This is a genomic window from Corallococcus sp. EGB, from assembly GCF_019968905.1.
Taxonomy (GTDB): Bacteria; Myxococcota; Myxococcia; order Myxococcales; family Myxococcaceae; genus Corallococcus.
The window spans coordinates 1,143,299-1,156,289 of the sequence record NZ_CP079946.1; the positions used below are offsets into that span (position 1 = coordinate 1,143,299).

10 protein-coding genes are annotated in these 12,991 nt (G+C 71.5%); 5 read left to right on the forward strand and 5 right to left on the reverse strand.

Annotated features, from left to right (window positions below; translation table 11 throughout):
- Positions 1 to 4: 4 nt before the first annotated feature.
- From KYK13_RS04680 to KYK13_RS04690, 3 genes are read left to right on the forward strand one after another with little or no spacing between them, the layout of a single operon-like run.
- Complete coding sequence (locus KYK13_RS04680; RefSeq protein ID WP_223642296.1) at positions 5 to 1,189, forward strand: glycosyltransferase family 4 protein; 1,185 nt, start codon at positions 5 to 7, stop codon at positions 1,187 to 1,189.
- Positions 1,186 to 2,646: an O-antigen ligase gene (locus KYK13_RS04685; RefSeq protein ID WP_223642297.1), complete on the forward strand. Its 1,461-nt coding sequence runs from the start codon at positions 1,186 to 1,188 to the stop codon at positions 2,644 to 2,646. The genes KYK13_RS04680 and KYK13_RS04685 overlap by 4 nt, the downstream gene beginning before the upstream one ends.
- A gap of 19 nt (positions 2,647 to 2,665) precedes the next feature.
- Positions 2,666 to 3,751, forward strand: a complete 1,086-nt coding sequence (locus KYK13_RS04690; protein ID WP_223646525.1) for a glycosyltransferase family 4 protein — start codon at positions 2,666 to 2,668, stop codon at positions 3,749 to 3,751.
- A gap of 7 nt (positions 3,752 to 3,758) precedes the next feature.
- Here the strand turns inward: KYK13_RS04690 and KYK13_RS04695 are convergent, their stop codons facing one another.
- From KYK13_RS04695 to KYK13_RS04715, 5 genes are read right to left on the reverse strand one after another with little or no spacing between them, the layout of a single operon-like run.
- Positions 3,759 to 4,910 (reverse strand): glycosyltransferase family 4 protein, encoded by a 1,152-nt coding sequence (locus tag KYK13_RS04695; RefSeq protein WP_223642298.1) that lies wholly within the window; start codon positions 4,908 to 4,910, stop codon positions 3,759 to 3,761.
- Positions 4,907 to 6,142 carry a glycosyltransferase family 4 protein gene (locus tag KYK13_RS04700; protein WP_223642299.1) on the reverse strand — a complete coding sequence of 412 codons (1,236 nt, stop codon included), beginning with the start codon at positions 6,140 to 6,142 and terminating at the stop codon, positions 4,907 to 4,909. Before KYK13_RS04700 ends, KYK13_RS04695 begins: the two co-directional genes overlap by 4 nt.
- 15 nt (positions 6,143 to 6,157) lie before the next feature.
- Positions 6,158 to 7,282: a glycosyltransferase family 1 protein gene (locus KYK13_RS04705; protein ID WP_223646527.1), complete on the reverse strand. Its 1,125-nt coding sequence runs from the start codon at positions 7,280 to 7,282 to the stop codon at positions 6,158 to 6,160.
- Positions 7,283 to 7,313: 31 nt separating this feature from the next.
- Positions 7,314 to 9,008 carry a hypothetical protein gene (locus KYK13_RS04710; RefSeq protein WP_223642300.1) on the reverse strand — a complete coding sequence of 565 codons (1,695 nt, stop codon included), beginning with the start codon at positions 9,006 to 9,008 and terminating at the stop codon, positions 7,314 to 7,316.
- Positions 9,005 to 10,522, reverse strand: coding sequence for an oligosaccharide flippase family protein (locus KYK13_RS04715; RefSeq protein ID WP_223642301.1), 1,518 nt, complete (start codon positions 10,520 to 10,522; stop codon positions 9,005 to 9,007). Before KYK13_RS04715 ends, KYK13_RS04710 begins: the two co-directional genes overlap by 4 nt.
- A 236-nt stretch (positions 10,523 to 10,758) precedes the next feature.
- Between KYK13_RS04715 and KYK13_RS04720 the strand changes: the two genes are divergently transcribed.
- Positions 10,759 to 11,793, forward strand: a complete 1,035-nt coding sequence (locus KYK13_RS04720; protein ID WP_223642303.1) for an ROK family protein — start codon at positions 10,759 to 10,761, stop codon at positions 11,791 to 11,793.
- Positions 11,794 to 11,809: 16 nt separating this feature from the next.
- Positions 11,810 to 12,952: a glycosyltransferase family 4 protein gene (locus KYK13_RS04725; RefSeq protein WP_223642305.1), complete on the forward strand. Its 1,143-nt coding sequence runs from the start codon at positions 11,810 to 11,812 to the stop codon at positions 12,950 to 12,952.
- Positions 12,953 to 12,991 lie beyond the last annotated feature (39 nt).

Consider the following 12,991-nt stretch of genomic DNA (forward strand, 5'->3'; position numbering starts at 1 on the left):
GCGCATGCACGGGTCACGCGAGTCCAGCGGCGAGCGCGGTGATGGCGCGGAGGCGGGCGCGCCGCTTCGCGTGCTGCACGTGTCCAGCGGCAACCTGTACGGTGGCGTCGAGACGCTGCTGCGCACGGTGGCGCTCACTGGCGCGGGCCGGACGGGCGGCGCGGTGCATGCGTTCGCGCTCTGCTTCGAGGGACGCATCGCGGAGGAGCTTCGCGCGGCGGGCGCGCCGCTGACGTTGCTGGGGCCGGCGAAGGTGAGCCGTCCCTGGCGGGTCTGGGAGGCGCGGCGCTCGTTGGCGGCGCTGCTCCAGCGGGAGGCGTTCGACGCGGTGGTGTGTCACGCGGCGTGGCCTCAGGCCCTCTTCGGGCCGGTGGTGCGCACGGCCGGTGTTCCGTTGATCTTCTTCCAGCACGATGCGCTCACCGGTTCGCACTGGGTGGAGCGGTGGGCCCGGGTCACCTCTCCGGCCCTGGTGCTGTGCAACAGCCGCTACACCGCGAGCACGCTTTCGAGCGTGTATCCGCGTACGCCGTTCAGCGTGCTCCATCCTCCCGTCCGGGACGGAGGCGCTGACCTCACTGCCTCCGAGCGCGCATCGCTCCGAAGCGAGCTGGGCGCGGACGCGTCCGATGTCGTCATCGTTCATGCCAGCCGCATGCAGGAGTGGAAGGGCCAGCGGCTGCTCCTCGAAGCGCTGGGCCGGCTGCGCCAGGTGCCACGCTGGACGGCGTGGTTCGCTGGCGGCGCGCAGCGCTCGGAAGAGGCCGCCTACGAAGAGGGCTTGAAGGCCCAGGCTTCCGCGTTGGGCCTTGGGGACCGCGTGCGCTTCCTGGGACAGCGCTCGGATGTGGCTCGGCTGCTGCGCGCGGCGGAGGTGCACTGTCAGCCCAACACCGGGCCGGAGCCCTTCGGTCTGGCGTTCGTGGAGGCGCTCTACGCGGGTCTTCCCGTGGTCACCACCGCGCTGGGGGGCCCCCTGGAGATCGTCGACGCGTCTTGCGGCGTGCTCGTGCCACCGACGCCGGAGGCCCTGGCCCGGGCGCTGCGCTCACTTATCGACGATGAAGCGGTTCGACGGAGGCTGGGCAGCGGCGGACCCGCTCGCGCGCGGGTGCTGAGTGATCCAGCGGAGTTCCTGGAGGGAGTGGAGGACGCGGTGCGCTCCGTGCTCCGGGGAGCTGTTCCGTGAAGGAGGCCCGCTCCGCGTCCTCTCCGCGTCCCCAGCTCCAGGGCCCGGGGGTGCTGCACCGGCGCTATGTGCGCCGCGCGCCGCAACCCTCGACGACGCAGGCCGTGCCCGCTAACGCGCCCGCGTCACCAGGACTGCTGGGGTCGGGCCACGTGGTGGTGGCGTTCATCGCGCTGCTCTTCGTCTGCCAGCTCGCGCTGCTGATCGAAGCGCTGGCGCCGGTGCGCGTGGTGTTCCGCATCCTGTCATTCGGCACGAGCCTGGCCCTGCTGTTCCTGGTGAAGGGCCCGCGCCTCAAGCATCCGGCGATGCCCTTCCTGCTCGCGTCGGCGGGGCTCACCGCGCTGAACTTCTTCCACCCCGGCACCAACACCCCGCTCGCGGCGGCCGCGCAGCTGGGCGTCCAGGTGTCCGTGTTCGCGCCCCTCTTCTGGGCGAGCCGCCTGCGCATCGACGCGAAGATGTTCGGTCGCGTCGTCCTGCTGCTCTTCCTGTTCAACGTCGCGAGCGCCTCGCTGGGCATCCTGCAGGTGACCTTCCCCGGACGCTTCCAGCCCGCGCTGTCCGCCATGGTCGAAAGCCAGGGCGAGGGCTACGTGCGCAGCCTCCAGTTCGAGACCGCGAGCGGCGCGCGCGTGTTCCGCCCCATGGGCCTGACGGACGTCCCGGGTGGCGCCTCCACCGGCGCCTTCTATTCCGTGCTGCTCGGTGGGGCCCTGCTCCTCAGCCGCCAGGGCATGGCCCGGAAGGTGTTGGGTGCGGCGGGCATCGGCGCCGGGCTCATCTGCCTCTACCTGGGACAGGTGCGCGTCGCGGCGGTGACGTTGCTGGTGTGCATGGCGGCCATGGCGCTGGTGCTCACCGTGAGCGGCCGGTGGGTGCGGCTGGTGACGCTGGCCGCGGTCGTGGGGGGCTTCGCCGTCGTGGCGTTCGGCTGGGCCGTCGCGGTCGGCGGCGACGCGGTGCTCTCCCGGTGGAGCACGCTCACCGCGTCCGACCCCTCGCAGGTGTATCAGTCCAACCGCGGCCGCTTCCTCGACGAGACCTTCGACGAGGTGCTCCCGGAGTTCCCCCTGGGCGCGGGCCTGGGCCGCTACGGCATGGCCAACGCGTACTTCGGCGACAACACCGACCGCACGAGCCCTCCGCTCTGGGCTGAAATCCAGTGGACCGCCTGGGCCTATGACGGCGGATGGCTGGGGCTCGTCTGCTATCCGCTCGCGCTGCTGGCGACGTTGTGGTGGGGCTTCCAGGTGGCGCGGCGCCGCGATGATTCCGCGGGCGAGTTCTGGCTCTGGGGCAGCCTCCTCTTCGCGTATGACCTGGGCGCGTTCGCGCAGACCTTCAGCTATCAGTTCTTCATGAGCCAGATGGGCATGGAGTTCTGGCTGCTCAACGCGGCCTTCTTCAGCGCGTACTGGAACCGGAATGCGGCCGTACACCCTCATCAGCGGTGACTTCGTCTCCACCGGAGGCATGGACCGCGCGAACCTCGCGCTGGCGGACTGGCTCGCGCGCCAGGGCGGGCCCGTGCGGCTGGTGGCGCACCGGGTGGAGGATTCGCTCCTGCGCTATCCCAACGTGCACTTCGTCCGCGTGCCCAAGCCCGCGAACGCGTACCTGTTGGGCGAGCCCCTGCTCGATGCCGTGGGGCGCTTCTGGGCCGCGCGCACGTTGGCGCAAGGCGGACAGGTGGTGGCCAACGGCGGCAACTGCGAGGTGGCCGCCGCCAACTGGGTCCACTACGTCCACGCCGCGCATGCGCCCGAGCCCGTGGGCAGCCCCTTGCGCAGGCTGAAGGGCCACGTGAGCCACCGCATGCACCTGCGCGGCGAGCTGCGTGCGCTGCGCCGCGCGCGGATCATCCTGGCGAACTCGCAGCGCACGCGGCAGGACCTGCTGGCCGCCACGGGCGTGGAAGAGTCCCGCGTCCACGTCGTGTACCTGGGGGGAGACCCGGCGCGCTTTCCTGCCACGTCTCCCTCGCTCCGGCGCGAGGCACGGGCATCCCTGGGCTGGGCTCAAGAGCGGCGGGTGGCGCTGTTCGTGGGCGCGCTGGGCGACCGGCGCAAGGGCTTCGACACGCTCTTTCATGCGTGGGCGCAGCTGTGCGCGCGACGCGAGTGGGACGTGGACCTGTTCGTGGTGGGGGCGGGCGCGCAGCGAGAGAGCTGGGAGCGCGCGGCGCGTGAGCAGGGGCTGGGCGAGCGGATCCGCTTCCTGGGCTTCCGCGACGACGTACCCCGCCTGCTGGCCGCCGCGGATCTGCTGGTGTCGCCCACGCGCTACGAGTCCTATGGCCTGGGCGTGCACGAAGCGCTGTGCGTCGGCATCCCCGCGCTGGTGAGCCGCTCGGCGGGCGTGGCGGAGCGCTTCCCTTCCTCGCTCCACGAGCTGCTGCTGGACGACCCCGAGGACTCGGGCGAATTGGTGCGGCGCCTGAGGGAATGGCGGGCGCGGGGCGGAGACTGGATGCCCGCCGTGGCCGCGTTGTCCTCGGAGCTGCGCGCCTGGACGTGGGACGCGATGGCGGCGGCGGTGGTGGCTCGGCTGGAGGCCTGAGCCTCACTCAGGTTCCGCGCTGGAGCACCTGGTCGAAGAAGTCGAGGTGTGCCTTCGCGACCACCGGCCAGGCGAAGCGGGACACGGCGCGCTCCCGGCCTCGCGCGGCCAGGTCCTGGCGTTGCGCGGGGCTCTCCAGCAGCTCCGCGAGCGCGGTGGTCCATGCGGGGGCGTAGGACTCCGGCAGGATGCGCCCGCCATCGCCCACGGTGTGTGGAATCTCTCCGGAGTCGCTGGCGAACACGGGCACGCCACACGCGAACGCCTCCGCGAGCATGCGGCCGAACTGCTCCTTCCACGCGGGCGTCGTCTGACTGGGCGCGCAGAGCACGTCCATCGCGTTGAGCGCGCGCGGCACCTCCGCGTGCTTCACGCCGGTGACGACACGCACGCGGTCTCCATGGCGCGCGGCCCATGCGCGCAGGTCGGACTCCAGCGGGCCGCCGCCGACGAAGAGGGCTCTCCAGGGCGTCTGCAATGCGTTGAGCGCGTCCATCAGGAGGCGCAGGCCCTTCTCCGGGACGAAGCGGCCCAGGTAGCCCACCACGGGCGGCCCTTCGGACTGCCAGCCCAGGCCCTCGCGGAATGCCCGGCCTGCTTCGGGATCCGGACGGAAGTGCTCCACGTCCACGCCCACGGGGATGAAGCTCGAGGGCCGCTGCGCGTAGCCGGGACGGGTGAGGAGGTTGTCGTGCACCGTCTGGCCCCAGGCGATCCACCCCGTGGCGCGGTGTACGACGAAGCGTTCAGCCTGCGCGAAGGGCGGCGGGTAGCGCTTGGCCAGGTTCTGGAACGTGCAGAAGACGAGCGGCACATTGCGCGGCGTCAGGAGCGCCACCTCCAGACCGGAGAAGACGTACGGCTCCTCCCACAGGTGCACCAGGTCCACGCCTTTCGACAGCTGTGCTCGCAGCTCCGGTCCGTAGACGAAGCCGTGCAGCGAGCGGCTGAAGAACGCGCGCACGCCCTCCAGGTTCACGGCTTCGTTGGGGTCGCGCTGGAGCACCAGCGGGCTCAGGTCTCCGTGGAAGGACTTCGGCGCCACGGCCGTGACGTCCCAGCGGCCCGCGCCCACGCGGGACATCTCGTTGGCCAGCCTCCGGTTGAGGGTGACGACGTAGGAGTGCGAGACGGTGACGAGCTTCCGGGGACGCATCATGAGTGCCCTCGGGCGGGGATAAGGCTCCGGTACACGGCGAGGATGTCCCGGGCATAGCGCTCGCGGGAGAAACGGCGCACGGCGGTGTCGCGGGCCGCGCGGGCGAGGGTGTCTCGCAAGGCGGTGTCCTCCAGTAGCCGGCGCAGGGCCGACGCGAGCGTGTTCGCGTTGCCGGGTTCGATGGCCAGGACGTCCTCGCCATCCCGCAGGGATTCGGCCGCGCCGCTCGACTTGGAGATGACCGCGGCCCGGCCGCAGGCGAGCGCCTCCGCGATGGTGAGTCCGAAGGGCTCGCGGCGTGTGCTCGCGTGCACGAAGACGTCCAGGGCGCGGTAGACGCGGGCGGGCTCGGGCTGGAACGGCACGAAGCCCACGCGGCCCGTGAGGCCGTGGCGCTCGACCTGTTCGCGCAGCTCCGCGTCGGTGAACTGCGAACCGGCCGTGCGGTAGAGCGGCGCGCCCACCAGGTAGAAGCGCACGGGCAGGGAGGGGGCTTCACGCGTCAGACGGGCCGCGGCCTCCAGGAAGACGTCGTGTCCCTTCCAGCGCGCATACGTGGCCACGAGCCCCACGCGCAGCGTGCCGGGAGGCGCGGGCGGGAGCGTGGCCAGTGCATCCAGGTGCGCGCCGTCACCGGGCGCGGGAGAGAACCGCTCCACGTCCACGCCGTTGGGCACGACATGCACGGGCACGTTCCCAAGCACCGTGCGCGCGTCGTCACCCACGGCCTGGGAGTTCGCGATGGCGGCCGAGGCCAGCGGATGCAGGCCGGAGAGCGCGCGGCTCACGAGCGGACGCTCGCCGAGGAAGTCGTGCACGTGCCACACGCGCGGCACGGGCAGTCCCGTGGTGGCCGTGCTCAGCAGGTGCGTCTTGATGCCATTGGAGTGCAGCAGGTCCGGAGCCACGTCGCGTACCGCGCGCCTCAGGTCGAGACCGTAGCGGGTCAGCAGCAGGGGCGTGGGGGCCAGCTCACGAGCGAAGCGCCAGAGCCCCGCGCGGCCCTGTTCACGCAGGCCGCTGTCTCCGAGCGCGGAGAGGCGGTCGGGCAGGGCGAGCACCCGCGCTTCCACCCCGAGCCTCCGAGCCATCTCCACGAGCGGCCCATCCGTGCCCGCGATGAGGTGCAGCGACAGGCCGGGCTCCAGCGTGCGCAGGCACGCGAGGAGATCCACGAGTGCGCGCTCGGCACCGCCCAGGATACCCACGGGGTTGAGAAACAGGATCCGCACGCGGACAGGACCGAATCAGACCCGCCCGGGTCGGTCAAGGCGATGCAGGTACGCATCCAGCACGGTGCGCGCATGGGCGCTCCACGTGAAGCGCGAGGCGCGTGCACGCCGCGTCTCCGGAGATGGCGCGGGCACGCGACCCGTGAGCAGTGCATCCACCGTCTCGGCCCATGCGGCCACGTCGCCCACCGGGCAGTACGTGCACGCTTCCGCGCCCACCTCGCGCAGCACCGGAAGGTCGCTGGCCACCACGGGGACACCGCACGCCAGCGCTTCGATGATGGGCAGGCCGAAGCCCTCCGCGTCGCTGGGCACCAGCACCGCGCGGGCGCGCCGGTACAGGCCCGCGAGCGTGGCCCGCTCCTGCCGGGGCGGTTGCAGCAGCGCGTCCTTCAATCCGAGCCGTGCCACCTGCGCCTGTTGGGCCGCGTCCAGTTCGCCGCCTTGCTGCACCAGCATGAGGTCCGGGTGCCGGGCTCGCAGCGTCGCGAAGACGTCGAAGAGCACGTCCAGGCGCTTGCGGCGGATGGCGCTGCCCACGTGCAGCAGGTACGGCCGGCCCTTCAGCGGCGCGAGTATCCCGTCGCTGTTGTCGCCCGGGACGGGCTCGAGCCGGTACTCAGGTGACACGCCGTAAGGCGCCCAGACGAGCCGCTCGGGAGGAACCACGCCGTGAGCGAGCAGTTCGTCGCGGACCTGCTGCGTGCTGTGAAAGACGATGGCCGCGCGCTCCAAGCCCTTGAGCGTGGCTCTCGCCATCATGCGGAACCACGTGGGACGCGGTTCGCGGTGGGGCTCCAGGATGGAGCGAAAGGCATCCAGGTCATGGCAGTAGACGCCGGTGCGCTCCGCGGGCAGCGCGTGGACGAGTTGCGCGTAGGTGTGATCCACGACGTGGAATGCATCGTGGCCCCCGCGCTCCCTCAGCAGTCGCGCGGGATAGAGGCCGAAGCGGGTGAGGAGCCGATCCGCGTTGAAGGCGGCCTTGCGGCTGCCCACGCGGGGCAGGGCGCGCACAGCATGGGGAATGGACGGGCGCACGCGCGTGACGTCGACCTCGGCGGAGAACGCCGCGAGTCCGTCCACGAGCGCTTCGCCCACCAGGTCCATGCTGGGCCAGCCCTCCTCGCGCGGATCCATCAGCACCTTCAACCGCAAGTCACGCCTCCGGTCAGGGGATGCCGTTCTTGATGCGCATCTCGTGCTCGCCCACGATCCACTCCAGCGCCCGCGAGGCCTCATCGCTCACGGTGCCCACCCAGCGCGGGGCCGGGGTTGTGTCCTTGCGCATCTCTTCGAGCACCGGGATGAGCGGCAGATGGCCCGTGGTGCCCAGCGCGTTGACGGCGCAGTAACGCATGTCGGGCGAAGGGTCCTTCAGCGCATCCAGGAGGGCTTTGACCGCGACGTCGAACTCCGGAGAGTCCGTCCTCACCTTCGCGAAGTTGTACGACAGGTATTCGGCTGCCTGGCCGCGAATCAGGGGCGTCTCCTGAACATCCTTGAGGAGGCCGACCATGAGGTCCCACTGCGCGAGATCACCGTGCCAGGTCAGCGCGTAGAGGAGGGCGTGCCGTGTCTCGACACGCGTCTCCCCTTCGAGGAAGCGGAGCAGCGTGGAGGTGGTCGACTTGTCGTAGCACAGCAGGTTCGACGCCTTGTACATCGCGGTGCGGTCGTCTCCCAGGATGGCCTTCAGCGCGGCGTCACGCTGTTCTGGCGTCAGGGATGTGTCGCGCCCAGTTCGACGCATCAGGTGCCCCACCGTGTGCTCCAGCGCGAAATGCCCACGGTAGACGCGGGCCGCGTGCTTCCCCAGGGCCCGTCGTTCCTCCTCGTGCGCCAGCAGATGTTCCGTGAGCGCCAGCAGCGCGGCGGGGGACGCATCGTCCGCGAGTTGCACGGGGCACAGGCCACGCCATAGCGGTTCGCTCAAATGCCCGTTGTTGGTGACGATGGGCATGCCCAGTCCCAGGCCGGCCATCGCGCTGCTGCGCCGGGCGCTGATGCCATCCGGGTAGGGCTGCAACATCAGCTCCGCCGCGCGCAGGTGCGCGGCCACGGCCTCCGGTGCAAGACCGTCCCTCGCATGGAGCCTGCGGCCCATCGCGGGATGTTTGCGCGCGAGTGCCTCACACCAGCCCTGGCTGCCTCGTCCCAGCAGCAGCGCCTGCCGCCGCTCGTCCCGCTGTAACAATGGCACGAGCACCGCCTCCAGCACTCCCGCGATGGCCCCGCCATACGTGCCGAAGTGCGCCACCGTCGGGCCACCTCCCAGCGCTTCACGCACCGCGCTCACGGCTTCCGCCGGTACGTCGAGCGGCAGGGGACTGGGAATGGGACACCACAGGGCCTGTGAGCGCAGCGGTTCGGGTAGATGATCCGCCCAGGCGGGAATGGAGACGTAGGCGCGCTCCACGCCGAGCGCCAGCGTGCGCAGCATCACCCGCGTGACCCCCGCGAGCACCTGATGCTTCCACGGCGCGCGGGGACTCCACGGGTACACCGCCTCATGGATGAACAGCTCGCGTTCGTCCTGCCGCCTCGCCGCGAACCAGGCGCAGAACGGCACGTTCATCGCCTTCATGCCGAACGCATGCGGCACGTACTGGAGCAGCAGCCTCCGAGGGCCCGGCATCGCATCCAGCTCGCGCGTCAGGCGCACCAGCCCCTTCGGCGTGAAGATGCCGGGCCACCGGTGCACGGTCACACCCTGATCATCCGTGACGCCCTCCGCCCCGGACGTCCAGACGTGCACCGTCTCACCCTCTTTCAAGAGGGCGTGGGCGATGCTCCGCGAATGGTCGGAGACGCCGCCAGGAGCGGGCGGATACTCCCCCGTCAACAGGTGCCACGCACGGCTCACGGAGCCCGCCTTGCGCGCAGGTGCTGGACCACGGCGCGCAGCTCACCCAACAGCGACAGGCCCCGCCGCGAGGCCTCGCGCGCGAGCACCAACGCGGTCAGCACCCCCGCCGCCACCAGCGCCTGCACGAGCAGCCCGCCCTGTCCTGTCGCGAGCCGCGAGAAGCCCAGCGCCAACGCGAGCAGCGCGCCCACCGTGAGGAACGGCTCCATGACCTCGAACTCGAGCCGCGACAGGTGCGGGTTGCGACGCGACACCAGCCGCGCGGTGACCCACAGCTCCGTCAACGTGACGGCCGTCGCGCTCACGCCGACGCCGACAATGCCCCAGTGCATCACCGCCAGCGCGCCCAGGCCGAAGCGCAGGACGCTCGACGTGGTGGCCACGTACATCCGCTCCTTCGCGTGGCCGCTGGCGTGCTGCTGCGAGTGCAGCAGGCCCTGCACCGCCTGCATCGACGCCTCGATGGTGAACCACTGCACCAGCGCGGACGCGAGGCTCCACCGCTCGCCAAACACCACCGGGATGAAGGGCGGCAGCGCGATGACGCCGAACGGAATGGCCAGGCACAACAGCGCGCTCACGCGCCGGATGGACGTGCGCAGGTAGTCCGCCAGCGCGACCGTGTCCTGCTGCATGCGGCTGTAGGCCGGATACGCCACGCGGGTGAGGACGCTGCTCAGCGCCAGCGGCACGGAGGCGAGGGCGCTCGCCCAGTTCACCAGGCCCACCGCGTCCTTGCCCTCCATGCGCCCCACCACCAGCGGAATCCAACCCTGGAGCGCCGCGGGGATGATGCCCGTGAGCTGGAACCAGATGCCGAAGGACAACAGCCGCTTGACGATGTCCCACCGGAACGCGCCCCGGGGCCGCCAACCCGCCGCCGCCCAGAACATCACCATCCCCAACCCGCCCCGCACCAGCCCGCCGCCGATGAGCGACCACGCCCCGCAGTGCAGCCAGGCCAGCAGGATGGTGCTCGCCGTCTGCGCGATGCTCTCCACCAGCTCGATGCGCGCGAGCGTCGGGAAGCGCAGCTGCCGCTCCAGCATCATGATGGGGATGACGCGCAGCGAGTGGAAGAACAGCCCCAGCCCCATCACGCTCACCATGGCCGCGCCCGAAGGGCCCAGCTCATAGGAGCGCGACAGCCACGGCGCGAGCAGCAGGATGACGCCCACGATGAGCACCGTGAACGCCTGGTGGCTCCAGAAGGCGGTGCTGATTTCATCCTGCGTGGGTTCGTGCTGCTGGCGCACCAGCGAAGCGCTGAGGCCCAGGTCCCCCAGGAACGCGCCCATCGCGGCGGTGAAGGCCACGATGGCGAACGCGCCGTAGTCCCCCGGGAACAGCAGGCGCGACAGGGCGAGCGAGCTCACCACGCGCAGGCCCAGCGAGCCGAGCGTCCGCAGGCCCAGGGCGATGATGGAGCGCTGCGCGCGGACCTTCACGTCCGAGGTGCCCAGGGGCTGGGCGTCAGGGGCGTCCGGCGCGGAAGGGGAAGTGCTGCTCATGGGAAGACGGGGCGCTCCACGAAGGGACCTCCTCCGGAGCCTATATGCGCCCCCGCCTCCGGCGAACAGGGGCACGCGCGGGAGGGCCTCTCCACGTCCCGGAAGGAGGGCCCGCATGCAGCCCCGTGGGGCGGGCGGCCGACCGCGGGGTGCCCGGCACGATGCCGTGGGCTGGCGCCGCGCTGCGCAGATTGTTCCGCGTGCGGCCCATGGAAGCCGCGAACCACGGGGGCGACATGGCCGACGCTTCAGCGACGAAGAACGGACACCGTGCGGGGAATGGGGCACGCAACGGCAAGACCGGCATCTGGGGAGGCATCGACCTGGGCGGCACGAAGATCGAAGCCGTCATCGTGGATGCGCGCGGCGAGGTGCTGGGCCGCGCCCGCCACCCGACCCCCGTGATGGGCGGTCCCGGAGAGGTGGTGAAGGAGCTGTACGGCACGCTGGACGAGGCCGCGCAGACCGCGGGGGTGAAGCCGGTGAAGCTCGCGGGCGTGGGCGTGGGCGTGCCGGGCTCGGTGGACGCGAACACCGGCACGCTGTCGCATACGTCCAATGTCGCGGGCGGCTGGGACGCACCGTATCCCCTGGCGTCGGACCTGGGCGACCTCGTGGGCGGCGGCAGCAGGGTGGTGCTGGGCAACGATGTCCAGGTGGCCGTCGCGGCCGAGTACAAGCTGGGCGCGGGGCGCGACTTCCGCTCGGTGCTGGGCGTGTGGTGGGGCACGGGCGTGGGCGGCGGCCTGGTGCTCAACGGCGTGCCGTGGCGCGGGCAGGGCTCCGCCGGAGAGATTGGCCACATGGTGGTGAAGCCCAACGGCGCGCGCTGTGGCTGCGGCCGGCGCGGCTGCCTGGAGGCCTACGCGGGGCGCGCGCGCATGGAGCACAAGGCGCATGTGGCGGTGGAGAAGGGGGAGAAGACCGTCCTCTTCGACATCATGCGCGACAAGAAGCGCACGCGCCTGTCCAGCGGCGTCTGGGAGAGCGCGCTGAAGCAGAAGGATCCGCTGGCGACGCGGCTCATCGAGCGGGCCATCGACATGCTGGGCGTGGCCATCGCCTCGGTCATCAACCTGCTGGACGTGGAGGCCGTCATCATCGGGGGCGGGCTGGGGTCGCGGCTGGGCCCGCTGTACCTGGGCCACATCGAGGACGCCATGCACCCGCACCTCTTCATCACGGAGCGCAAGCCCTCGATGCTCATCGCGGAGCTGGGGGACCTGTCCGGCGCCATCGGAGCGGCGCTGCTCGCCGGCCCGCGGATGTGAGCTATGAAGCGCGCGCATGCGCGTGCTCCTGGCCATCCACCACCCGCTGTCCCAGGACCTGGGCGCTCCCGGCGTGACGCTCGCGCTGGGCCGCGCGCTCCAGGCCCGGGGCTGCACCGTGGACTTCTACAGCTACGGGGAGGCCTTCCCCGGCGTGGAGCACTTCAGCGCGCTCCACAACCTGCGCTTCCCGTGGGTGCTCTCCGCGCACCTGGCCCGCGTGGCGCGCCGCTATGACGTGCTGGATGTCACCACCGGGGACGCGTGGCCCTGGGCGCAAGCGGGGCGCCCCGGCGCCGCCCGCCGTCACGCGCTGGTGACGCGCAGCCACGGCCTGGAGCACTCCTTCTCCCGGCGGATCCGCGCCGACGCGCGCGAGGGCCGGCTGCGCCTGAGCTGGAAGTACCCGCTGTACCACGGCGGCTTCCGCCTCTGGGAGGTGGAGCGGACGCTGCACCTGGCGGATCACTCCATCCTCCTCAACGAAGGCGACGCCGTCTTCGCGCGCGAACAGCTGCGCGTCCCCGCCGCGAAGCTGAGCGTCATCGGCCACGGGCTCGACGCGGCCTTCCACGGCCTCTCCCTTCCGCCGCCCACGCAAGGCCCCCTGCGCCTCGCGATGGTGGGCTCCTTCCTGCCCACCAAGGGCCGCGAGGATGTCATCGCCGCCGCGACCCGGCTCCAGGCCCAGGGGCTCGCCTTCACCCTGACCCTCTATGGCACCGGCACCCCCGAGCCCGAGGTCCGCGCCGCCTTCCCCGCGCCACTCCAGCCCCAGCTCCACGTCGTCCCCCGTTATGCGAATGCGACGTTGCCCGGCCTGCTCGCGCGCGAGGAGGTGCTCCTCTTCGCCAGCCGCACGGAGGGCTACGGCATGGCGCTGGTGGAGGCCATGGCCTCCGGGCTCGTGCCCGTCTCCACTCCGGTGGGGGTGGCTCCCTCCGTCGTGCACCCCGGGCGCACGGGGCTGCTCTTCCCCATCGGAGACGTGGACGCGTTGGTGGCCGCGGTGCGCGAGCTGGCGGCGGAGCCGTCCCGGCGGTACGCCCTGCGCCGCGCGGCCCAGGCGCAGGTGCAGGGACTCACCTGGCCCGACATCGCCGCCCGCACCCAGGCGCTCTACGAAGAAGTCCTGCGAGTCAGGGCTGATAGCAGGTAGGCAGGCGAGTCGTGACGCACCTGCCACGCCAGGACGTTG